The sequence below is a fragment of the Ideonella flava genome (assembly GCF_051857595.1).
Classification (GTDB): Bacteria; Pseudomonadota; Gammaproteobacteria; order Burkholderiales; family Burkholderiaceae_C; genus Ideonella.
Genome location: NZ_JBPZHD010000006.1, coordinates 65,700 through 85,467 on the forward strand (window position 1 = coordinate 65,700; position 19,768 = coordinate 85,467).

A 19,768-nucleotide genomic window follows, 5' to 3' on the forward strand; every position below is an offset into this window, starting at 1 on the left:
TCAGGTCTCGGGCAGGCGCAGGCCGGTCTTCTTCAGGATGGCGGTGGAGTACAGGATCTCGTGGCCTGTGCAGGCCGTGCCGAGCAGGGCGGCGATCTCGCCTGCCTGCCGCTCCACCTCCTCCCGCGAACGGCCGTGCAGCATCGCGAAAAGGTTGTAGGGCCAGGCCGGAGCATGGCGGGGCCGGCGGTAGCAGTGGCTGACGAAAGTCAAGGCACCGACCCGGGCGCCGAGCGCGTCGACCTGCTCATCGTCCACATCCCACACGCTCATCCCGTTGGCCGTGTAGCCGAGGCGGTAGTGGTTGGGCACCGCGCCTATGCGGCGCACCAGGCCCGAGGCCAGCATCTCGGCCAGCCGCTCGCGCACCCGCTCGCCCGGCACGCCGAGCATCGCGCCCACGGCTTCGTAGGGCCGCGCCACCAGCGGCAGGCCGCCCTGGGTGGCGGCGATCAGCTCGCGGTCGAAATCATCGAGCGCCATCGGGCGGCTCCTGCGTCAGGTGATCCAGCGGCAGCTTCAGCTCGACGAAGTACTCGCGCTCCTTGGGGAAGGCGAACACCGGCAGGTCGGTGAGCGCTTCGATGCGGTCCAGCGCGGCGGCAGTCTTCTCGGGCGACTCGGCGGCGACGACGAACCACATGTTGAGCGCGTGCTCGCGGCGGTAGTTGTGGGCGACTTCGGACAAGGAGTTCACCAGCGCCGTCACGCTCTCGTAGCGATGCTCCGGAACCGCCAGCGCCGCCAGCACGAAGCGGCCGCCGGCGCGCTCGATCTGGAACAGCGGGCCGAAGCGCGTCAGCACGCCCTGGGCCAAGAGCGCGCGCAGGCGCTCGAGCAGCGCGTCCTCGTCCAGGCCCAGCTCCGCACCCACCTCGGCAAAGGGCCGGTCGCTCAGGGGCAGGTCGCCGTGCAGCCGGGTGAGGAGCCGAACGTCCTCAGGCGACAGCATCGGCGGTGGCATGCGCGTGCTCCTTCGGGTGCGCGTCGGCGAAGTAGCGGCCGCCCGTCTGCTTGAACCGCCGGCAGGAGAAGAGCACGGCGTGCTCGACGCGCTGCAGGCCGGCCGCATGGCGCGCGGCGTCGATGACCGCCAGCACCGAGTGGCGGTCGCGGCCGTGCACCATGCAATAGAGGTTGTATCGCCAGCCCGGAGCGCGGCCGCGCCGATAGGCGAGGGTGACGCCGGGGGTGGCGGCGAGGGCTTCTCCGCAGCGGTCGACGAGCTCATCGGGCACGTCGAACACTGTCATGGCGTTGGCGTCGTAGCCCAGTTCGTGGTGGCGCACGACGACGCCGAAGCGTTTGAGGGTGCCACTGGCCAGCCAGGCCTGCAGCTGCGCGAGCACGGTGTCGGGTGGGATGCCCAACGCGGTGGCCCAGTGGTCGAAGGCGCGCTCGACGAGCGGCAGGCCGTCCTCCACCAGCGCGGCCAGCGGCCGCTCGTGCAGCGCCACCGGGAGGGCACGGCGCGATGCGCGAGGTGGATGCGCGGACGTGCGTCCACCGAGCGCGAAGCCGAGGTCGATGCGGTAGGCGCGTTGCATGGCCAGGCGAAGTGCGGTCAGCCCCGTCGCTTGCTCCAGCCCTCTCAGGGCGTTCTCCACCGCGTCCGCACCGCGCCCGGTCAGCACGAACCAGAGGTTGCGCTGGTGTTCGCGCTGGTAGTTGTGGTTCACGCCGGGATGGGCGGAGACGATGGCGGCCACGGCTTCCAATCGGGCAGGCGGCACGGCCATTGCGCAGAGCAATGCCGATCCGCCCGCGCCCGCACCGAACACGCCGCCGATGCGCCCGAGCGCTCCTTCGCGCTGCGCGGCAGCGTACGTGGCGAGCACCTCGTCCGTCCGGCGGCCGAGCGTGGCGGCGATCGCCGCGAAGGGCTCGCGCACGAGCGGGAAGCCGTGCTGCCAGCGGTCGAGCAGGGTGAGGCGAAGCTTGTCCATCACAGTCCCATCCGCGTGGCCCGCGCGGTGAAGAAGATGCCGCTCGGCGAATCCACGTTCAACGTGGCCACGGTCGCGAAGCTCTGCGTATCGATGACGCTCACGCGGTTGTCGTCACGGCTGCTGATCCACACCGTCTCGCCGCGCGGTGTGAATTCGAGATGCAGCACCGCCTTGCCCGGCGTGAGCGTGGTGACGATGCGCTGTGTCGGCGTGTCGATGACCTGCACGCGGTCGTAGTCGGGCACCGCGAAGTTGACCCACACCTGCCGCCCGTCGGGCCGTGCCATGACGAAGACCGGCTGGCCGGCGACCGGGATGCGCCCCACCTCGGCCCAGGTCTCGGTGTCCACCACCAGCACCTCGTGGCGGCCGATGGCCGGCAGGTAGGCGCGGCGGCCCGCGACCGCCCAGCCACGCAGGTGCGGCATCTTGTAGACCGGCAGCGGCTCCTGGCCGCGCCCGTAGCCGGCGAGGATGCGGCGCGCCGCGGGCCGCTCCTGCCACAGGTCCACCAGCGCCAGCCCGTCCTCGCCGAACAGCCCCGCGATGTAGTGGCGGCCGTCGGGGGTGACGAGCGCGTCGTACGGCATGCGGCCTATGCCTTCGAGCTTCGTCACGCGCGGTGACGAGGGCTCGCTGAGATCGGCGATCCAGATCGCGTCGGCGTCCAGCAGGCTCCACGCGAAGCGCCGTCCGGGCAGGTCCACCAGGCCGACCACGCGCGAGGGCTTGCCGCCCACGGCCTCGGCGGGGAGGTCGGCGACCAGGGCCAGCGTGCGCGCGTCGAACACCTTCACCCCGCCGGGCTGGTAGTTCTGTGCAGCGACCAGCGCGCCATCCGCACTGATGGCGCCGCCGATCGAATTGCCGGCCTGAACGATGCGCGCGGTGATTCGGCGGGCCAGCAGGTCGACCTTGGTGAGCCCGCCGTCGCGGCCGAACACGTAGGCGAAGCGGGCATCGCGCGAGAACACGACCGAGGCGTGCGAGAGGTCGCCCAGCCCGGTCACCTCGGCGATGACGCGCCGCTCGCTGGTGTCGACGATGGCCAGCGTGCCGCGGGCGCGTTCGATCACCACGCCGAGGTCGCCGGTGCCGCGCAGCTCGGGCAATGCCGCAGGGGTGGCGCAGCCGGTGAGCGTGAGGGCCGCGCCGGAAGCCAGGAGAAGTTCGCGTCGGCGCATGGTCAACGCACCTCGTCGGTCAGGCCGGCCTGCAGGCGCTCGGCGATCCAGCGTGCTTCGCTCTCGTCGAGCATCGCGCGCCAGGGCGGCATGGGCGTGCCGGGCCGGCCGTGGAAGATGGTCGCGGCGATGCTCTCGGTGGGCAGCGAACTCATCGCCTCGGGCGTGAGCGCCGGCCCGAGCCCACCGGTCAGCCGCATGCCGTGGCAGGAGCCGCAGTCCTGCCGCACCATGCGCACGAGCTGCTGCTGGCGTCCGCTGGTGGGCTCGGCCAGCGCACCGCCGGCCAGGGCGAGCATGGCGGCGCCGATCGCGATCCATTGCCCGCCCGCAAAGAGTCCCTCGACCGCCGTGGACCGTTCGGCCCGAGCCTGTCGAAGGCGGGAGCCCTGTGCAGTGGGCCCTTCGACAAGCTCAGGGTGAACGGGGGCGTGGGGTTCCGGTTCAGCAGGGTGGCGTTCGACCGGTGCACCCCTCCACCGTTCGGCCTGAGCCTGTCGAAGGCGAGAGGCCTGTGCGGTGGACCCTTCGACAAGCTCAGGGTGACCGGGGAGGTGCCACCGTTCGGCCTGAGCCTGTCGAAGGCGAGAGGCCTGTGCGGTGGACCCTTCGACAAGCTCAGGGTGAACGGGGAGGTGCCACCGTTCGGCCTGAGCCTGTCGAAGGCGAGGGCCCTGTGCAACGGACCCTTCGACAAGCTCAGGTTGAACGGGGTGCGGATGGTTCACGGCACTCAGGACGACAGGATCGTCGCGATCGCGTCCTTCAGGTCCCCATCGCTGATCTTGTCCGGCGGATTGGGGGCCATCGGGATCGGGCCGAAGCTGCCCGAGCCGCCCTTGCGGACCTTCTCCGCGAGCTTGGCGGAGACGTCCTGGCCCTTGTACTTGGCCGCGATGTCCTTGAACGACGGCCCCACGAGCTTCTTGTCCTTCGCATGGCAGGCCATGCAGCCGGCCTTGTTCATCGCCTCCTCGGGCGTGGCCTGGGCGGTGCCCAGCGCCAATGCGCCGAGGAAAAGCATCAGTGCAGTGCGTGTCATCGTGCTTCTCCCGGGAGGCTAGTAGATGTCGTGCTGGGTGTTGTAGACGTTGAAGTGACCGGTCGGCGTGATGAGCCTCGGGTCCTTGATCACCGTCTTCAGCTTCAGCGTCTTGTCGTCGACGACCACGATCGCGCTCTGCTTGTTCTTGGCCGACCAGACCGAGAACCAGACCTCGTCGCCCGCCTTGTTGTACTCGGGCTGCACGACGCGCTTGGCGCCGTCGTCTTTCAGGTCCGCCCACTCGGCGATGGGCAGCACGGTGAAGCCCTTGTCGAGGTCCCTGATGTCGTACACCGCCACCGATTGCGAGATCTTGGGATCCGGGTTCAGCGGCGTGTCCGAGTACAGATGCGTGGACTTCGGGTGGCTCTTGATGAACAGCGCCCCGCCGCCCTGGCCCTTGAGCTCGGCGACCTTCTTGAAGGCGTACTGCTTGTGGCCCTTGGGGTCGGTGCCTATCAGCGAGATGCTGTCGTCGCCCAGGTGGCCGGTGGACCACACGGGCCCGAACTTCGGGTGCACGAAGTTGGCGCCGCGGCCCGGGTGCGGGATCTTGCCCACGTCGATCAGCTTCTCGAGCTTGCCTTCCTTCAGGTCCACCGCGGCGATCTTGTTGCTCTGGTTGGCGGCCACCATGAAGTAGCGCCCGGTCGAGTCCATGCCGCCGTCGTGAAGGAAGCGCGCGGTGCCGATCTCGGTGGTCTTCAGCGCCTCGATGTTCGAGTAGTCGACCAGCAGCGTCTTGCCGGTCTCCTTCACGTTCACCACGAACTCGGGCTTGTAGTGCGAAGAGACGATAGAGGCCACGCGCGGCTCGGGGTGGAACTCCTGCTTGTCGACCGTCATGCCGCGGGTGGCCACGATCTTCAGCGGCTCCAGCGTGTCGCCCTTCATGATCACGTACTGCGGCGGCCAGTAGCTGCCGGCGATGGCGTACCTGTCCTCGTAGCCCTTGTACTTGCTGGTGTCGACCGAGCGGGCTTCCAGCCCGACGCGGATCTCGGCCACGTTGTCGGGCTTTTCCATCCACAGGTCGATCATGTTGATCTTGGCGTCGCGCCCGATCACGAACAGGTAGCGCCCCGAGGCCGACAGGCGCGAGATGTGCACCGCGTAGCCGGTCTTGACGATGTTGATGATCTGCTTGGTGTCGCCGTCGATCAGGGCGACCTCGCCGGTGTCGCGCAGCGTGGTGGAGAAGATGTTGTCGATGTTGTACGAGTTCATCTTCTTCTTCGGCCGCTGGTCCGGCGGGACGATGACCTTCCAGGTGGTCTTCATCTGCTCCATGCCGAACTCGGGCGGTGTGGGCGGGTCCTGCTGGATGTAGCGGGCCATCACGTCGACGGTCTTCTCGTCCATCTCGCCGGAGGTCAGCCAGTTCGGCATGCCGGCGGCCGAGCCGTAGGCGATGAACACCTTGAGGTAGTCGGTGCCCTTGCCGAGGGTGATGTCGGGCGTCAGCGGCTTGCCGGTGGCGCCCTTGCGCAGCACGCCGTGGCAGCCGGCGCAGCGCTCGAAATAGGTCTTGCGGGCCAGCTCGAACTCGGCCAGCGTCATCGCCGGGGCCTTGGGGTTCGTGCTCTGGTACATCGGCTCGGCGCCCAGCGGCGAGCCGCCGGCCTGGTAATTGATCTCGGGCTGGGTCAGGTCCTTCTTTTCTTCGGCCCGGGTGCCCGCGGCGAAGGCGAGCGCGGCGAGCGCGACGACGCCCAGCCGGAACAGCGTGGTGGTCTTCATGGAATGGTCCTTCTTGAGGGGCGGGTGATCTGGCTTGAGTGCGAGCGCATCGTCTGCCCGGCTCCGGGCCCCGTCATTGATTTATTTCAAGGACGGGACCGGATGTGCCGAGGAACATGCAGGTCATTCGCGCCGCGGCGCGCCCACCGCTGCTTGCGATGAAACTGGCCGACGACCCCACGCTGTACCGCAGCCTTTCGCCCGTCGCCATGTCCGGTGTGGCGGCTGTCACGCTCGTCGGCGCCGGCCCGGGCGACCCCGAGCTGCTGACGGTGAAGGCCGCCAACGCGCTGCGCCATGCCAGCGTCGTGCTCTACGACCACCTGGTCGGCGAGGCGGTGCTGCAGCTCGTGCCGCCGGATGCCGACCTGATCTATGTCGGCAAGGAGTCGTCGAGCCACACGATGGAGCAGCCGACCATCATCGAGCTGATGGTGCGCCTGGCCCGCAGCGGCCGGCCGGTGCTGCGGCTCAAGGGCGGCGACGGCTACATCTTCGGCCGCGGCGGCGAGGAGGCGGAAGGCCTGGCGCGCGAGGGCATCCCCTTCACCGTCATCCCGGGCCTGAGCGCCGCGCAGGCAGCCGGGGCCAACGCCGGGATTCCGCTGACCCATCGCGCGCATGCCGCGACGCTGGTCTTCGCCACCGGCCATGGCCGGGAGGACAGCGAACCCGAGCTCGACTGGGACGCGCTGGCCCGCCCGAGGCAGACGGTGGTGATCTACATGGGCGTGGGCACGCTGCCCCTCATCAGCCGCCGCCTGGTGGACCACGGCCTGACGGCCGACACGCCGGCGGCCATCGTCGAGCGCGCTTCCCTGCCGGGCGAGCGCTGCCTCGTGGGCACGCTGGGGACGCTGCCGGCCCTGGCTCGCGAGCACGCCGTGAGGCCGCCCGCGCTGTTGATCATCGGCTCGGTGGTGTCGCTGCAGCCGCTGCTTTCGGCCGGTAGCGCTGTGCATAGGCCCAGGTGATCTCGGCACCGAGCAGGAAGATCTGCGCCGAGTAGTAGACCCAGACCATCACCACCACCAGCGACGCTGCCGCACCGAAGGCGCTGGCCACGTTGCTCTTGCCGATGTAGTAGCCGATGCCGGCCTTGCCGAGGGTGAACAGCAACGACGTGAGCGCTGCGCCCATCCACACTTCGCGCCACTGCACCTTGTTGTAGGGCACCCACTTGTAGAGCATGGCGAACATCACCGTCACCAGGCCGAAGCTGACGGTGAAATCGACCGCCTGCGCCAGCACCGCCGCGTCGCCCCCCAACAGCGGCGTCCACCAGCCCGACAGCGCGGCCAGCACGGCGTTGAACACCAGCGACACCATCGACAGGAAGCCCAGGCACAGGATGATGCCGAGCGAGAGCAAGCGCGTGCGCACCAGCTGCCACAGGCCGGCCAGGCCATGCGGCTTGATGTGCGTGCCGCGCCAGATGCGGTTGAGCGCGTTCTGCAACTCGCCGAAGACGGTGGTCGCGCCCACCACCAGCGCGAGGATGCTCAAGCCCGTCGCCCAGGGGCTGCGGTCTTCCAGGCGCACGGTGGCCAGCATGTCCTCGATGGTGCGGGCGCCCTCGGTGCCCACCAGGTCGGCGAGCTGGCCCATGATCTCGCCGCGCGCGGCCTGCTCGCCGAAGACCAGGCCGGCCACGCCGATGACGATCAGCAGCAGCGGCGCGATGGAGAACAGCGTGTAATACGACAGGGCCGCGCCCATGCTGGGAGCGTAGTCGTCCAGCCAGGCGCTGAAGGCGTCCTTGAGCAGGCCGAAAAGCTCCTTCAGATGCAGCGGCGAGCGGGCCATTTCGCGCCCCTTTCGGCTCAATGCGGGCGGTGTCCCACCCGCGCGGCGCCGCGTACCGGGGTGGCTGGCCAGGTCGGGCGCGGCGGCGGCAGGCCGGCCGGCGTCTTCACCTTGAGTGGCACCAGCCCGGTGGGCAGGCCCAGGCGCGCGGCCAGGTGGGCCGCGTCGAAGGGCGCGTGCACCTTCACGTCGTTGTCGAAGTAGCAGTAGATGTCGCGCCGCGCACGCCGCGGTGCGGGCTTGTCGGAAGCCAGGTGCGCGTCGTCCACCTGGTGGCCGCTGCGCCAGGCGGCGATGCGCGTGGCCCAGCGGTCCAGCGCCTCGTCGCTGTAGCCGCTGGCATAGAGCTCCTTGTCGCCATGCAGCCTCATGTAGACGAAGGCGGCGGTGAGGTCCTCGAGCAACGGCCAGTGGCCGGCGGTGTCGGCGACGACGAGGCCCACGCCGTGTCGCCGAAGCATCGCGATGAAGCCGGGGTCGATGAAACTGTCGTGGCGGATTTCCACGGCGTGCCGCAGTTCCTGCCGGTGCCGCACCTCCAGCAGGCTGCGGCCTTGCATGCGTGCGTCATGGTGTCCGCGGGCCAGCGCCAGCGCGGCGTCGGTGTCGTGCGGCAGCAGCTTGAAGAAGGCTTCGAAGCGCGGCGGGTCGTAGGGCATGTGCGGCGGGAACTGCCACAGGATGGGCCCGAGCTTGGCCCCCAGCGCGAACACGCCCGAGGCGAAGAAGTTGGCCAGCGGCGCGCCGACGTCGCGCAGGCGCAGGAGGTGGGTGATGTAGCGCGGGCCCTTGACGGAGAAGACGAAATCGTCCGGCGTCTCGTCATGCCAGCCCTGGTAGTAGGCCGGGCGCTGCAGCGAGTAGAAGGAGCCGTTGATCTCGATCGTCGGCAGCATCCGGGAGGCGTAGGCCAGCTCTTCCCTCTGGGGCAGCCCCTTGGGATAGAAACGGCCGCGCCACGGCGCATACCGCCAGCCGGAGATGCCGATACGGATGTCGCCGCGCGCGTGGGTCATGACCGGGACGGAGCAAACGGCAGGCCCGCTGAATCCACTTTACTGGAATCAGTATTCTCGTAAACTGGAGGAATGGACTCCGACCTGAACTCCCGCATAGGCCGGCGCGTGCGCCAGCTGCGCGAAGGCCTGGGCTTGTCGCTGGACGCGCTGGCCGAGCGCTCCGGCGTGAGCCGGTCCAACATCTCGCTCATAGAACGAGGCGGCAGCAGCCCGACCGCGGTGGTGCTCGACAAGCTCTCCGGCGCGCTGGGCGCCACCGTGGCCTCGCTCTTCGAGCCGGCTGAAAGCAGCATCGCCGCCGACCCCTCGCCCCTGGCCCGCGTCGCCGATCAACCGGTCTGGCAGGATCCGGGCAGCGGCTACCTGCGACGCAACGTCTCGCCGCCTGCCCGCTCGCCTATCCAGCTGGTGGACGTGGTCTTCCCGCCCGGCCAGCGCATCGCCTACGACGCCACGCCGCGCGACAACGAGACCTACCAGCAGGTCTGGATGATCGACGGCGCGATGGAGCTGACGGTCGGCCGCACCACCTGGCGGCTGGAGACCGGCGACACGCTGGCGATGCAGCTGGACCAGCCGCTCGTCTACCGCAACCCGACCCGGTCGCCGGCGCGCTATCTCGTCGCGCTGGTCACGCTGCCCTGGTCGCCACACGCCAGAAGGAGTGCCTCGTGAACACACCCGCCATCACCATCCGCCGTCTGGGCGCCGACGAAGCCCTCTCCAGCGTCGAGGCCCTGGCCGAAGTGCTGGTCGACTGTGTCCACGGCGGTGCCTCGGTCAGCTTCATGGCGCCCTTGCCATTCGAGAAGGCGATGGCCTTCTGGCGCGGCGTGGTGGAGGGCGTGCAGCGAGGCGAACGCGTCCTGCTGGTGGCTGAGAACGGCGAAGGTCGCATCGTGGGCACCGTGCAGCTCATCACCGGCCTGCCCGAGAACCAGCCGCATCGCGCCGATGTGGCCAAGATGCTCGTCCACCGTCGTGCGCGCCGTCAGGGCATTGCGCATCGACTGATGGCGGCGGTGGACGACGTTGCACGCGCCCAGGGCAAGACCGTGCTGGTGCTGGACACCGTGACCGGCGGCGATGCCGAGCGGCTCTACGAGCGGGCGGGCTGGGTGCGCGTGGGCTGCGTGCCGAACTACGCGCTCATGCCGGATGGAGCGCCTTGCGGGACGACCTTCTTCTGCAAGCAGCTCTGATCGCACTGGGGCCGGCGGTCGTCCGCTGCCCATCGAGGTGAGGTCAACGATTCGGCAGCATGTCCACCACCATGGGCATGGACTTCCACGCCGCCGGCGGCGGCTCGTGGCCGGGCTGGGGCACGTCGGCCGACGGCAGCGCGCCGCCGGTGCGGTGGATGTAGCGCGGGCAGTTGGGGAAGATGCGCCGCGCCCGCACCCGCACCACGAGCTGCGCGCCGTGGTGGCGCGACAGGGTCTCGGCATCGTCCAGCAGGCGGGCTTCGCCGTTCACCCGCAGCCGCCGGGGCGACTCGAAATCGATGAACAGCAGCCCCACCGCCGCATGGGCCAGCACGTTGCCGAGGCTGCGGAACTGGCCGTTTCCGTCGTAGCTCGGGAACTCCAGCTCGTCGGGCCCGACGACGCGCACGAAGCCGGCCAGGCCGCCCTTGTACGAGCAATCGGGCCGGCCCTCGGCATCGGCGGTGGCGAGGAAGAACATCGTCCGGCTCTCGATGAACGCCCGGTCTTCCTCGGTGAAGGAGCCGCGGCCCAGGCGCTCGTCCAGCCGGTCGGCCAGGCGGCGCGTGTCGAAGCGATCCTGCAGCGTGCGCATGCCGGCGTGGTAGGTCGTATCGCTCATGGTGTTCATCCTTCGCAGACGGGTGCCGAGGGGCGGGCCCCCGGCCGCTTGACCAGTTCGGGAGGCGCATGCGCGCAGGAAGAGTCGGCGTCCCGGTGTCGATTCGGCCACAACACCCCCATCGGGGGGAATGTGCATTTCCCGGCCTCTTGGAACAATCGCCGCCGATGTTCAGCAGTACCGACCCCCTCCCGCTTCGTCTCGTCAACGCCTGGATCGTGGCCGCCCTGGTGGTGGCCGCCATGGCCGGCCTGGGCACCCTGGGCCAGCAGCACCGGCAGGCCGAACCGCGCGAGGCCTGGAGCGAGCTTTACCGCGACACGCCGGCCGAACGTTGCCTCGCCCGGGGCATCCAGCGCTTCGAGGATGCCGGCGAATGGCCGGCCACCCAAGCCGGCGGCAGCGCCCGGGCGCTGATCGACCAGGCCTGCGCGCTGGATGCCGCCGCCTTCGCGCCCGGCCCGGCCCCGGTGGCTTCGTCGGAGCCCGCGCCGGCCGGCGTCGCCCTGGTCAGGTAGGCGCGCCGGCCTTCTCTTGCCAGCCCTCAGGCCAGCCGGACACCCGGCGCCTGGCTGAGCGTCGGCAGCGCCAGGCGCCACAGCCGCGCTGCACGGCCGAGGAACACGCCGCTGAGCGCACCGGAGACGGCGCCGACCAAGGTGGCGTAGCCGGCCGAGCTGGCCAGCTCCGGCGCCATGGCGAGGGACACGCCGACCGCGTACTTGAGCAGGAAGATCCCCATCATCAGCCCCAGCGGCAGTGCGCTGCCGGGCAGGGCGAAGCGGCGGCTGCCCGGCTCGTACGCCGTGCCTTCGGGCACTGGGCGGGCCAGAACGGCCGCCGCCGAAAGCGCCACGCCGGCCGCCCAGGGCAGCAGCGCCCAGGCCAGGCCCGCAAAGCTGGACACCACGCCGAAGAACGACAGCGCCAGCATCGCCACCGGCAGCAAGGTGACCCGGCGCAGCGTCGCGCGGCGGCCGGCCATCTGCGAAAAGCCCAGCCAGACGAGGGCAGCGAAGAGGAAGAACACCCAGCGCGGGGTGTGGGTCAGGATCTGCATCAGCATCATCGGCTCCTCTGAAGGGTTGGGGGTTCGATGGACGTGATGCTGGCGGCTGCTCGCGGGCTGGGCGAGCAGCGTGCGACGAACGGGGGGGCTGCGGCGCGAGCGGCAGCCTGGCGGCGCGAATGGAAAGCGCTTACGGCGCCTGTCGGTCCCGCCACTCCCGGGCGCTGATCTCGTAGGCCAGGCAGTCCATGTCGTTCCAGCGCTCGATGCCGCTGTAGCGCATGCCCAGGCGCTTCATGACCTGGGCGGAGGCCGCGTTGTCGAGATGGCAAACCGCCCGCAGCAACGGTGCATGCAGGGTCTCGAAGGCGAAGCGGGCCATGGTGCGAGCCGCCTCCGAGGCCAGGCCTCGGCCCCAGCGGTCGCGCCTCAGGCGCCAGCCGATCTCCAGCGGCTTGGCCTTGTCGCGCCCCAAGTGCTGGATGCAGCCGGCGCCCACCAGCTCGCCGCTGTCGTGCTCCACGAAAGCCCACCACGAGTAGCCCCACTCCGCCCAGCGCGCCTTGACGCGTTCGATGGCGGCGCGGGTGTCGTCCAGCGTCTCCGCCCGGCCGCCCAGGTAGCGCATCACCTCGATGTCACGGTTCAGGGCGTTGAGGGCGGCGAGATGCTCGTCGCAAAAGGGCTCCAGGCGGAGCCGCTCGGTCGTCAGGATGGTCATGCCGACGATTGCAACACGCGGCAGTTGCGATTGGTAACGAGTCGCGGCTTCAGGCGGCGGGCGGCCGGCCGATGCCGCGTCGAAGCAGGTAGGGAGATTCCAGGTGACCAGCCCAGCCCCAGGTGCTCCGCGCAGCGCCCTGTCGTCGTCCTCGTCTTCCTTCTCGACGGCCAACCAGCACGCGCTGGCGACCATCCTGGAGGCGAGCCAGACCCGAAGCATCATCGCCTCGCGCGACATCTTCGACATCTCGGGCATCAAGCTGTGGGCACGCGACCAGCCTGTGTCCAGCGCGCTGCAACGCAAGCTGCTGGACCGGCAGTTGCGCAACCCGCTCGAAAGCTGCCTGCTGGCCGAGGACGGCGTGACGGCCCACACGCTCACCCATGCCGCCGAGGAGCAACTGGCGAAAGACACTCCGCTGACGGCGCTGCTGCTGCCTCATGCGGGGCGGCTGCTCAAGGAGGTCTCGCACCTGCCGCTGCATTCGGTGCCGCAGTTGCTGCTCACCGCCTCGCAGGCCTCCAAGCCCGAGGCCTTCGAGCACGCGGTGCAAGCCATGCTGCTGGCCGGCGCCATGATGGACGTTCACGGCGGTGGCGTCGCCGAGCTTCGGCTGGCCCTGCTGGCCGGTCTGCTGCACGATCTGGGCGAGCTCTACATCGATCCGCGCTATGGCGAGGGCGATCCGGCGCGTGGCCTCGACTTCGTGGCCTACCAGCAGCTGGTGGTGCATCCGCACATAGGCCACCTGCTCATTGCCCAGCTCACCAATTACCCCGGCGCGCTCTCGCGTGGCATAGCCGAGCACCACGAGCGGCTCGACGGATCCGGCTATCCGCACCTGCTCAGGCGGGACGAGGTCTCGCCGCTGGGGCGCCTGCTCGCCGTGGTGGAGGCCGCGCTGGGCAGCCTGCGCGGGGCGGCGTCGCTCGCTCGTGCGAGCGTGGCCTTGCGGGTGGTGCCGGGCGAATTCGACCTCCACTGGCTGGCCGCCATCGAGGCGGCCGCGCGGGCCGAACCTCCGCGCCGGGCGAATCTCACCACCGCCGAGGTGCAAGGGCGGTTGGAGCGGCTGGACGCCACCTTGCAGGCGGCCGAGCGCCAGGCGGGCGAGTTGCTCGCGCAGGCGGAGTCTCCGCCGCTGAAGAATGCGCTGGCGCTGTCCAGCCACCTTCTGGCCCGGCTCAGGCTGGGCTGGAATGCGAGCGGGCTGTGGAGTTCCGCGGCGGTCTGCGTGCGCGATGCGGCCGAGGTCGAGGCCATCGAGGATGAGCTGATCTTCCGGCTGCGCGGCATCGAACGGGCGGCGCTTCTTCGGGCGGGCGAACTGGCGCCCGGCGATGCTTCGCGGCTCGGCCGCCTGTGCGAGGCGCTCAGGTCGATCTCGTGACCGGGGCGCACTGACGGCAAGGCCGCCGGGACTGCGCTCAGGGCGTGTCGGCGGTGTCGGTCGGGGCCAGCGTGTCGGCGGCCGCATCCCAGACATCGACGGCGAGGTTGTCGACCTCGTCAGCCAGGGCCACGGTGTTGACGGCCAGGCCGTCGGCCTGGCTCGGTTGCACGCTGGCCAGGCCGAGGCTGGCCAGCGCGATGGCTACGTAAAGAGCTGTGGCAACTCGGCGCATGACAGTCTCCTCCCTGTGCTGTGGACGCTTACTTCGTGCCCACCTGGAGCTGGTTGTCGACGTCCTTCACGCCTTCGACGGCCTTGGCCAGCTCGGTGGCGCGCTGGCGCGAATCGGCGTCGGGCGCGAAGCCATGCAGGCTGACGCGGCCGTCCACGGTGTCAACGTTGATCTTCAGGGCCGACAGGCGCGCATCCCCGGCCAGGGCGGCATTGACCTTGGCGGTCACCGCCACGTCCTCGGCCTTGGCGCCCATCTTGTTGGCGGCGTTCTCCATCTTGTCGGCCGCGCGGTTGGCCGCGTTCTCGGTCTTCGCGGCGGCGTTGTCGGCCGCCTGGTCGGTCTTGGCGATCGCGGTGTCGAGCTTCTGGCCGGCGGTGCGGTCGTCGGCGGCGCGGTTGCAGCCGGCCAGAGCCAGCGAGGACAGGATGCCGGCGGCCAGCAGGGCGGCGGTCGAGAGGCGGCGGGTGGTGGTGATCTTGTTCATGGGGTGCCTTCCGGAGAGTTTGTGTTGATGGAACGGGGTGGCGCTTTACAGGTGCGAGCGCGAGCGGGCGAACCAGGCGGCGAGCATCGCGACGGCGGCGCCGGCCGCGACCGCGATCAGCACCGACTTCACCGGCTCTTCCTGGATGTAGCCCACGGCGCGGTCACCGGCGCGGTTGGCCTGGTCGCGTACCTGGGTGGAGGCTTCGCGTGCGCGGTCCATTCCGCGACGGGTGATCTCCTCCATCTGGGCGGCGGCGCGGCTGAAGGCGGAGGAGGCGATGTTGCCGGCTTCGTGCAGGCCGTCGGTCAGGGCGTCGGCCGCTTTCTGCTGCAGGTCGGTGGTCCGGGTGGTCATGATGCGGTCCTTTGCTGCGGGGTGGATCGTGGGGGGCGGCGGGCCCCCCTGTGGCGGGGTGCTACAGGACCAATGTAGGCAGGCCCTGGCGACCTTCGCAGCGGCAGACAGCGCAGCCTTGTGTCGGTGCGCTGAACGAGCGGGTGTAGGACCGCTCCTACGCGGACTTCGAGGCGGCGTCGGCGGGTTCGCCGGACGGGTCGGGCTCGGGCGCCACGGGCAGCCGCGCCGTCAGCGTGGTGCCGCGCCCCGGGGACGATCGGATCTGCAATCGCCCGCGCTCGGCCTCGACACGAAAGCGCATGCCGCGCAGCCCGTGGCTGCCGCGCGCCGTCTGCGAAGCATCGAAGCCCGCGCCGTCATCGGTGACCTCGACCACCGCCTCGCCGTCGTCCAGCCGGAGGCTGACATCGACCCGGCTGGCCTTGGCGTACTTGGCGATGTTGGTGAGCGACTCCTGCACGACGCGGAAGACGACGAGGTCGGCCCCGGGCGCGAGCCGCACGGGTTGCAGCCTGGCGTGGATCGGGATGCCCAGGCGCTCGGCGCTCTCGCCGCAGAGGATCTCCAGCGCGGGCACCAGGCCGAGGCTGTTGAGGGTCGACGGCCGCAGGTCCTCGATGATGCGGCGCTTCAGGGCGATGCCGCTGTTCAGCGCCTCCACCAGGTGGGCCAGGCGCGGCTGCAGGTCGGGTGCGGCCTGCAGCAGCTTGGGGCGGATGCGGGCCACGTCGAGCTTGGCGGCGGTGAGCAGCGCGCCCAGCTCGTCGTGCAGCTCCCGGGCCAGGCGGGCGCGCTCGTCCTCTCGCGCCGTCTGCAGGTGGCTCGCGAGCTCCTTGAGGTCTTCGGTGCGACGCTCGACTTCGCGCTCCAGGCGGTCGCGCTCGGCCTGTACCTCGGCCTGGCGCACCAGCAGCTCCTGGTCCAGCAGCCGGCTCTGCCGCAGGAAGGCGGCCAGCACCGCCAGGCCGACGATGGTCAGCACCAGCACGCCCAGGCGGTTCATCAGCAGCGTGTCATAGATGCTGCCGAGCGCCTCCCGGCTGGCCTGGTTCTGCTGGTGCAGCAGCTCGTCGACCTCTTTTCGCAGCTGCTCCATCTGGTCGCGGCCTATGCCGGTGCGCACCATCTCGAGCGCGGTTTCGCGCTGGCCGGCGGCCTCTATGCGCAGCACCTCCTCCATCTCGCTGAGCTTGGAGACGACAAGGCTCGCGATGCGCTTGCGGTGGACCTCCGCGTTGGCATCTCCGATGTCGAGGTACAGCTGCTCCAGGCGCTGCATGCCGTCGAAGACGTCGGCCCGCGCCGACTGGTAGGGCGCGAGGTATTCGGGCCCGTTGGTGAGCAGGAAGCCGCGCTCGCCGGATTCGGCATCCGTGATCCGGCGCAGCACGCGCAGCAGCTCGAACCGGGCCTGGTCCATGGCGGCCAGGCGGGTCAGGCGCGAGCCGGCACCGTGGTAGGCCAGCTCGGTGGTGGCCAGCAGCAAGCCGGCGACGAGGGCCGCCACGGGAAAGGCCCAGGCCCGGTATTTGCCCTTGTCGAGCCAGCTTGTCAAACCCCGCATCACCTAGACTCCCCAGGTTGCATCCAGCGAGAAGTTGCCATGATCCGCGTCGGAATCGTCGATGACCACGTGATCGTCCGCACCGGGCTGCGCCAGTTCCTGTCCGAGCAGGTCGACCTGCGGGTGACGGGCGAGGCGGCCAACGGACGAGAGGCGCTGGATCTTGTCCGCAAGGGTGAGGTCGATGTGCTGCTGATGGATCTGTCCATGCCCGACCAGAGCGGCGTGGACGCGATGGCCGCCATCAAGGCGCGCGAGCCCGACCTGCCGGTCCTCATCCTCTCGGGCTTCCCGGAGACGCACTACGCCACCACGCTGCTGCGCCAGGGCGCCAGCGGCTACCTCAACAAGGAGTGCGACCCGGAGGAGATCGTCACCGCGATCCGCACCGTCTACCGGGGGCGCAAGTACATCACCGCCGCCGTGGCCGAGCTGCTCGCCGATGGGCTGGGCAGCCACCCCGACAAGCTGCCGCACGAGCAGCTGTCCGAGCGGGAGTTCCAGGTCTTCCTGCGGCTGGCCAAGGGCGAGACGATAGGCCACATGGCCGACTCCATGGCCTTGTCCGTCAAGACCGTCTCGACCTACCGCACCCGGGTGATGGAGAAGATGAAGCTGTCGTCCAACAGCGACCTGACCTACTACGCGCTGAAGAACGGCCTGATCCAGTAGGTCCGGTGTCGGGTTCGGCGAGGCTGCACGCACGTCATCACGGCTGCGCGAGCGGCTTGCTGTTGCTCAGCTCTTCGCAGTAGGCGAGCAGCTCCTCGAGCTCGGCCGACTTGTCGAAGACCTGATCCGCGCCCAGCTGCGCGCAACGCTTGCGCATGTCGGCGGTGGCGAAGTTCGTCAGCACCACCAGGCGGGTCTCCGGCCTGAGCTGTCGGGCCTGGCGCAGCACCTCCAGCCCGGTGCCCTGGCGCAGGAAGATGTCGACGATCATGAGGTCGCATTCCGCGCCGGTCCTGAGCCATTCGAGGGCTCCGCGCTCGTCTTCGGCCGTGCCGACCATCTGCACCGCCAGCAGCTCCTCCAGCGTGGCGATGAGGTTCTGCCGGATCACGGCGCTGTCCTCGACCAGGAAGCACCTGAGCGGAGAGGCCAGGTCGGCGCGAACAGGCGAAGGCGAGGTCATACCGGGTTGCGCGCCGGGGCGCGCGACGAAGATCAGGGGGCCAGGAATCCGGCCAGGGAAGGAAACGTCTGCACCGCTGGAAGTGCCACGCGCCAAGCCTGTCGGGACTTGAAACCGATTATCAGTGGGGTCGCTGTGCATGGCTCGTCCGTCCAACGATCTGTTTGCTGTCGGACCAGTCCTACGGCGGCGACGAGGCCGCTCGACTGGCCACGGGGGATGGCGCCCGATGGGCGGGCGTCTGGCGCTGGGCCTGGGCTACCAGCGCCTGGCATCCGGCCAGGCGGTGGCGCGCCTGGTCGCTGCCGGGGTCGATCAGCGGCAGCAGGGCCGCCAGCGGGTTGATCAGCCCGAGCAGCACCGCCGGCACCGCGCGGCGCACCAGTGGTCCTTTCTCGAGCGAGATCGACGGGTCGGACAGGGTGCCGCGCACCCGCAGCGGCGTGCGCAGGGTCAGCGGGCTGACGTCTTTCGGTTCGGCCCGCGCGACCAGGTCCAGCTTCTCATCGGCCAGCGACACACGGCCCTCGCCCCAGAGCGTGGAATCGGGCGTGTCGACCACCAGCAGCTTCGGCTCGACCTGGCCCGCCTTGACCTGCAGGTCGGCCGCGGCGCAGGTGACGGGCAGCGCATCGTCGCCCTTAAGGAGCACCCCCAGGCCCTGGGCCAGGTCGATGCCGGCGCCTTCGACCACCAGGTGCGAAAGCGTCCCGTCGCTCCACAGCAGGCGGCCGCTGCCGTCGGAAGTGGCCAGCATCTGCGCCGCCGAGCGGCCCCGGCCGGTGAGAAGGAAGCGGCCGCCGAGTTCGCCGGTGACGTAAGGCGGCTGTCCCTTGGGCCGCGACTGGGCAATCCACTCCTGCAGCTTCAGGCCGCTGGCGGAGAGGTCCACCTTCCAGATCGCCTGGGGCTGACGGCCATCGAGCTGGATGCTGCCCCACAGCCGACCCTGGGCGAGGGTGGCGTCCAGGCCCTCGATGTTCAGCACGCCGTCCTTCAGGGTCAGGTGAGCCCGCAGGGGATGGACAGCCTCCAGCTTCGGGTGGCCCAGCTCCAGCCGGGCCAGGGCGATGCGCACGTCGGCCTGCATCGCCGACAGGGAGGGCAGGTCCAGCGGTCGATCGGGCAGCACGCGCCCGGCGCGCCGGGCGCTGGCCGCGGGCACCGCCTGCCTGGTCTCCTGGGTCGCCACGCCGATCGTCGGGCCGAGGTCGGACAGCCACAGCGCGTCGCCGCGCAGCTCGCCTGTGAGCAATGGCAGCTTCCCCGGCGGGCGGTTGAACTCGAAGTCGCCGGCCAGGTCGCTGCGGCCGATGTGGGCCGCCTGCACATGGGTGCGCCAGCGGGTGCCTTCGCGGGCGATCTGGCCCTGCATCGTGAAGGGCTGGGTGGTCGGCAGCGTGACGCCGAAGGGCTCGCCCACGGCGGCCAGCGAGGGGCCGCTCAGCTGGAAGCGGCCCTGCACGTCCTGCCGGCCCATCAGGTCCTGGACCGTGCCGTCGAACTTCAGGTGGGCTCGGCCGGCGCTGCCGTCGAACACCATGGGCACCGGCGGCGCCACCTGCAGGCTCACGGCTTCGGGCAGCACGGCGCCGGTCTTCAGGACGAACTTCACCGGCCACTCGCCCCAGCGGCCGGCGGCCTCGCCCACCCAGCCGGGCTTGTCGCCGGCCAGGGCGCCGGGCTTCAGGCCGAAGCTGCCCTGCAGCTCCAGACGTTGCAGGCGGTCGGCCAGCTGCACGCGGCCGTCGGCCACGGCCAGGTCGTCGAAATGCACGCCTTCCATGGCGGGGCGCGCCGCCGGATGCTCGCTGTCCGACCCGGCGCCGAACTGCCAGCTGGCCCGGCCGTCCGCCAGGCGGTCTAGCCGCAGGTCGAGGCTTTCGGCTCGCAGGGACTGCACGTTCAGCCGCTCGCCGCCACGCATGGCCAGCAGATCGCGCCAGCGCAGCCGCAGGTCGACGTCCTTGGCCTGCAGCGTCGGCCCGAGCCTGCTCCAGGCGGGGTTGCCTATCCGTAGCTCAGCCACCTGCAGGCGGATGGGGCCGAGCAGCGAAAGGTGGAAGCCGCTGCGGGCCGGGTCGGTGCCCAGGCTGACTTCGCGGGCCAGCTTGTCGCTGAGCCAGCGCCCTGCCGGGCCGGCGAGAAAGCGCCAGCCCGTGGCCTCGGCCACACCGAGAGCCGCCAGCAGCACGGCCAGCGCGCCCAGCGGCCACATCGCACGGCGCCATACGTGATTCATGCCGCCGACCTTAGAGCCGGCGGCAGCCGGCCCCCGTCGGCGGAGGGGCGCA

The 19,768-nt window shown here is 70.2% G+C and carries 24 protein-coding genes; 6 read left to right on the forward strand and 18 right to left on the reverse strand.

All coding sequences use genetic code 11. The annotated features are described in order from the left end of the window. From ahbB (ACS5PM_RS14110) to ACS5PM_RS14140, 7 genes are all read right to left on the reverse strand, one after another. Positions 1–483 (reverse strand): siroheme decarboxylase subunit beta, encoded by a 483-nt coding sequence (gene ahbB / locus ACS5PM_RS14110; RefSeq protein ID WP_439388279.1) that lies wholly within the window; start codon positions 481–483, stop codon positions 1–3. Next, the gene (locus ACS5PM_RS14115) at positions 470–952 is read right to left on the reverse strand and encodes an Lrp/AsnC family transcriptional regulator (RefSeq protein ID WP_439388617.1); all 483 of its coding nucleotides are present in this window, start codon (positions 950–952) and stop codon (positions 470–472) included. Before ACS5PM_RS14115 ends, ahbB (ACS5PM_RS14110) begins: the two co-directional genes overlap by 14 nt. Beyond that, the gene (gene ahbB / locus ACS5PM_RS14120; protein WP_439388280.1) at positions 939–1,946 is read right to left on the reverse strand and encodes a siroheme decarboxylase subunit beta; all 1,008 of its coding nucleotides are present in this window, start codon (positions 1,944–1,946) and stop codon (positions 939–941) included. The genes ACS5PM_RS14115 and ahbB (ACS5PM_RS14120) overlap by 14 nt, the downstream gene beginning before the upstream one ends. After that, positions 1,946–3,133, reverse strand: a complete 1,188-nt coding sequence (locus ACS5PM_RS14125) for a cytochrome D1 domain-containing protein (RefSeq protein WP_439388281.1) — start codon at positions 3,131–3,133, stop codon at positions 1,946–1,948. Before ACS5PM_RS14125 ends, ahbB (ACS5PM_RS14120) begins: the two co-directional genes overlap by 1 nt. Before the next feature lie 2 nt (positions 3,134–3,135). Then, positions 3,136–3,432, reverse strand: a complete 297-nt coding sequence (locus ACS5PM_RS14130) for a c-type cytochrome (RefSeq protein WP_439388282.1) — start codon at positions 3,430–3,432, stop codon at positions 3,136–3,138. A gap of 434 nt (positions 3,433–3,866) precedes the next feature. Then, positions 3,867–4,175 carry a c-type cytochrome gene (locus ACS5PM_RS14135; protein ID WP_439388283.1) on the reverse strand — a complete coding sequence of 103 codons (309 nt, stop codon included), beginning with the start codon at positions 4,173–4,175 and terminating at the stop codon, positions 3,867–3,869. Positions 4,176–4,193: 18 nt separating this feature from the next. After that, on the reverse strand, positions 4,194–5,918 hold the full coding sequence (locus ACS5PM_RS14140) for a cytochrome D1 domain-containing protein (protein ID WP_439388284.1): 1,725 nt from the start codon (positions 5,916–5,918) through the stop codon (positions 4,194–4,196). Positions 5,919–6,127: 209 nt separating this feature from the next. Here ACS5PM_RS14140 and cobA point away from each other — a divergent pair, with 209 nt between their 5' ends. After that, positions 6,128–6,892, forward strand: coding sequence for a uroporphyrinogen-III C-methyltransferase (gene cobA / locus ACS5PM_RS14145; protein WP_439388618.1), 765 nt, complete (start codon positions 6,128–6,130; stop codon positions 6,890–6,892). Here cobA and ACS5PM_RS14150 read toward each other — a convergent pair. Both ACS5PM_RS14150 and ACS5PM_RS14155 read right to left on the reverse strand, forming a co-directional pair. Next, entirely contained in the window at positions 6,825–7,724 is a 900-nt protein-coding gene (locus tag ACS5PM_RS14150) for a YihY/virulence factor BrkB family protein (RefSeq protein ID WP_439388285.1), read from the reverse strand. The two genes, cobA and ACS5PM_RS14150, sit on opposite strands and share 68 nt — an antisense overlap. A 17-nt stretch (positions 7,725–7,741) precedes the next feature. Next, positions 7,742–8,740 (reverse strand): DUF72 domain-containing protein, encoded by a 999-nt coding sequence (locus tag ACS5PM_RS14155; RefSeq protein WP_439388286.1) that lies wholly within the window; start codon positions 8,738–8,740, stop codon positions 7,742–7,744. 72 nt (positions 8,741–8,812) lie between these two features. Here ACS5PM_RS14155 and ACS5PM_RS14160 point away from each other — a divergent pair, with 72 nt between their 5' ends. After that, complete coding sequence (locus ACS5PM_RS14160) at positions 8,813–9,418, forward strand: helix-turn-helix domain-containing protein (RefSeq protein ID WP_439388287.1); 606 nt, start codon at positions 8,813–8,815, stop codon at positions 9,416–9,418. Further along, positions 9,415–9,945 (forward strand): GNAT family N-acetyltransferase, encoded by a 531-nt coding sequence (locus ACS5PM_RS14165; protein ID WP_439388288.1) that lies wholly within the window; start codon positions 9,415–9,417, stop codon positions 9,943–9,945. The genes ACS5PM_RS14160 and ACS5PM_RS14165 overlap by 4 nt, the downstream gene beginning before the upstream one ends. 43 nt (positions 9,946–9,988) lie before the next feature. Here ACS5PM_RS14165 and ACS5PM_RS14170 read toward each other — a convergent pair whose 3' ends face one another. Continuing rightward, positions 9,989–10,570 (reverse strand): pyridoxamine 5'-phosphate oxidase family protein, encoded by a 582-nt coding sequence (locus ACS5PM_RS14170; RefSeq protein WP_439388289.1) that lies wholly within the window; start codon positions 10,568–10,570, stop codon positions 9,989–9,991. A gap of 167 nt (positions 10,571–10,737) precedes the next feature. Between ACS5PM_RS14170 and ACS5PM_RS14175 the strand changes: the two genes are divergently transcribed. Next, positions 10,738–11,088 (forward strand): hypothetical protein, encoded by a 351-nt coding sequence (locus tag ACS5PM_RS14175; protein ID WP_439388290.1) that lies wholly within the window; start codon positions 10,738–10,740, stop codon positions 11,086–11,088. Positions 11,089–11,114: 26 nt separating this feature from the next. On the opposite strand, the gene ACS5PM_RS14180 is transcribed toward ACS5PM_RS14175, so the two are convergent. Next, complete coding sequence (locus ACS5PM_RS14180; protein WP_439388291.1) at positions 11,115–11,636, reverse strand: DUF6622 family protein; 522 nt, start codon at positions 11,634–11,636, stop codon at positions 11,115–11,117. 133 nt (positions 11,637–11,769) lie between these two features. After that, positions 11,770–12,300, reverse strand: a complete 531-nt coding sequence (locus tag ACS5PM_RS14185) for a GNAT family N-acetyltransferase (RefSeq protein ID WP_439388292.1) — start codon at positions 12,298–12,300, stop codon at positions 11,770–11,772. 103 nt (positions 12,301–12,403) lie between these two features. On the opposite strand from ACS5PM_RS14185, the gene ACS5PM_RS14190 reads away from it, so the two are divergent. Next, on the forward strand, positions 12,404–13,693 hold the full coding sequence (locus tag ACS5PM_RS14190; protein WP_439388293.1) for an HD domain-containing phosphohydrolase: 1,290 nt from the start codon (positions 12,404–12,406) through the stop codon (positions 13,691–13,693). A 37-nt stretch (positions 13,694–13,730) separates the two neighbouring features. Here the strand turns inward: ACS5PM_RS14190 and ACS5PM_RS14195 are convergent, their stop codons facing one another. From ACS5PM_RS14195 to ACS5PM_RS14210, 4 genes are all read right to left on the reverse strand, one after another. Continuing rightward, the gene (locus ACS5PM_RS14195; RefSeq protein ID WP_439388294.1) at positions 13,731–13,928 is read right to left on the reverse strand and encodes a hypothetical protein; all 198 of its coding nucleotides are present in this window, start codon (positions 13,926–13,928) and stop codon (positions 13,731–13,733) included. 28 nt (positions 13,929–13,956) lie between these two features. Continuing rightward, on the reverse strand, positions 13,957–14,415 hold the full coding sequence (locus ACS5PM_RS14200; protein WP_439388295.1) for a BON domain-containing protein: 459 nt from the start codon (positions 14,413–14,415) through the stop codon (positions 13,957–13,959). Positions 14,416–14,460: 45 nt separating this feature from the next. Beyond that, complete coding sequence (locus ACS5PM_RS14205; protein WP_439388296.1) at positions 14,461–14,772, reverse strand: hypothetical protein; 312 nt, start codon at positions 14,770–14,772, stop codon at positions 14,461–14,463. Positions 14,773–14,929: 157 nt separating this feature from the next. Continuing rightward, positions 14,930–16,339 carry a CHASE3 domain-containing protein gene (locus tag ACS5PM_RS14210; RefSeq protein ID WP_439388297.1) on the reverse strand — a complete coding sequence of 470 codons (1,410 nt, stop codon included), beginning with the start codon at positions 16,337–16,339 and terminating at the stop codon, positions 14,930–14,932. 39 nt (positions 16,340–16,378) lie between these two features. On the opposite strand from ACS5PM_RS14210, the gene ACS5PM_RS14215 reads away from it, so the two are divergent. Beyond that, the gene (locus ACS5PM_RS14215; protein WP_439388298.1) at positions 16,379–17,011 is read left to right on the forward strand and encodes a response regulator; all 633 of its coding nucleotides are present in this window, start codon (positions 16,379–16,381) and stop codon (positions 17,009–17,011) included. 37 nt (positions 17,012–17,048) lie between these two features. On the opposite strand, the gene ACS5PM_RS14220 is transcribed toward ACS5PM_RS14215, so the two are convergent. Continuing rightward, a complete protein-coding gene (locus ACS5PM_RS14220) occupies positions 17,049–17,474 on the reverse strand; it encodes a response regulator (protein WP_439388299.1) in 426 nt (141 codons plus the stop codon). Between the two features lie 181 nt (positions 17,475–17,655). Further along, positions 17,656–19,716 carry an AsmA family protein gene (locus ACS5PM_RS14225; RefSeq protein ID WP_439388300.1) on the reverse strand — a complete coding sequence of 687 codons (2,061 nt, stop codon included), beginning with the start codon at positions 19,714–19,716 and terminating at the stop codon, positions 17,656–17,658. Between the last annotated feature and the right edge of the window lie 52 nt (positions 19,717–19,768).

Coding starts and splice junctions, on each gene's coding strand:
- ahbB (WP_439388279.1), bottom strand. CDS start 483: ATGGCGCTCGATGATTTCGACCGCGAGCTGATCGCCGCCACCCAGGGC.
- ACS5PM_RS14115 (WP_439388617.1), bottom strand. CDS start 952: ATGCTGTCGCCTGAGGACGTTCGGCTCCTCACCCGGCTGCACGGCGAC.
- ahbB (WP_439388280.1), bottom strand. CDS start 1,946: ATGGACAAGCTTCGCCTCACCCTGCTCGACCGCTGGCAGCACGGCTTC.
- ACS5PM_RS14125 (WP_439388281.1), bottom strand. CDS start 3,133: ATGCGCCGACGCGAACTTCTCCTGGCTTCCGGCGCGGCCCTCACGCTC.
- ACS5PM_RS14130 (WP_439388282.1), bottom strand. CDS start 3,432: ATGCTCGCCCTGGCCGGCGGTGCGCTGGCCGAGCCCACCAGCGGACGC.
- ACS5PM_RS14135 (WP_439388283.1), bottom strand. CDS start 4,175: ATGACACGCACTGCACTGATGCTTTTCCTCGGCGCATTGGCGCTGGGC.
- ACS5PM_RS14140 (WP_439388284.1), bottom strand. CDS start 5,918: ATGAAGACCACCACGCTGTTCCGGCTGGGCGTCGTCGCGCTCGCCGCG.
- cobA (WP_439388618.1), top strand. CDS start 6,128: ATGTCCGGTGTGGCGGCTGTCACGCTCGTCGGCGCCGGCCCGGGCGAC.
- ACS5PM_RS14150 (WP_439388285.1), bottom strand. CDS start 7,724: ATGGCCCGCTCGCCGCTGCATCTGAAGGAGCTTTTCGGCCTGCTCAAG.
- ACS5PM_RS14155 (WP_439388286.1), bottom strand. CDS start 8,740: ATGACCCACGCGCGCGGCGACATCCGTATCGGCATCTCCGGCTGGCGG.
- ACS5PM_RS14160 (WP_439388287.1), top strand. CDS start 8,813: ATGGACTCCGACCTGAACTCCCGCATAGGCCGGCGCGTGCGCCAGCTG.
- ACS5PM_RS14170 (WP_439388289.1), bottom strand. CDS start 10,570: ATGAGCGATACGACCTACCACGCCGGCATGCGCACGCTGCAGGATCGC.
- ACS5PM_RS14175 (WP_439388290.1), top strand. CDS start 10,738: ATGTTCAGCAGTACCGACCCCCTCCCGCTTCGTCTCGTCAACGCCTGG.
- ACS5PM_RS14180 (WP_439388291.1), bottom strand. CDS start 11,636: ATGCTGATGCAGATCCTGACCCACACCCCGCGCTGGGTGTTCTTCCTC.
- ACS5PM_RS14185 (WP_439388292.1), bottom strand. CDS start 12,300: ATGACCATCCTGACGACCGAGCGGCTCCGCCTGGAGCCCTTTTGCGAC.
- ACS5PM_RS14195 (WP_439388294.1), bottom strand. CDS start 13,928: ATGCGCCGAGTTGCCACAGCTCTTTACGTAGCCATCGCGCTGGCCAGC.
- ACS5PM_RS14200 (WP_439388295.1), bottom strand. CDS start 14,415: ATGAACAAGATCACCACCACCCGCCGCCTCTCGACCGCCGCCCTGCTG.
- ACS5PM_RS14205 (WP_439388296.1), bottom strand. CDS start 14,772: ATGACCACCCGGACCACCGACCTGCAGCAGAAAGCGGCCGACGCCCTG.
- ACS5PM_RS14210 (WP_439388297.1), bottom strand. CDS start 16,339: ATGCGGGGTTTGACAAGCTGGCTCGACAAGGGCAAATACCGGGCCTGG.
- ACS5PM_RS14215 (WP_439388298.1), top strand. CDS start 16,379: ATGATCCGCGTCGGAATCGTCGATGACCACGTGATCGTCCGCACCGGG.
- ACS5PM_RS14220 (WP_439388299.1), bottom strand. CDS start 17,474: ATGACCTCGCCTTCGCCTGTTCGCGCCGACCTGGCCTCTCCGCTCAGG.
- ACS5PM_RS14225 (WP_439388300.1), bottom strand. CDS start 19,716: ATGAATCACGTATGGCGCCGTGCGATGTGGCCGCTGGGCGCGCTGGCC.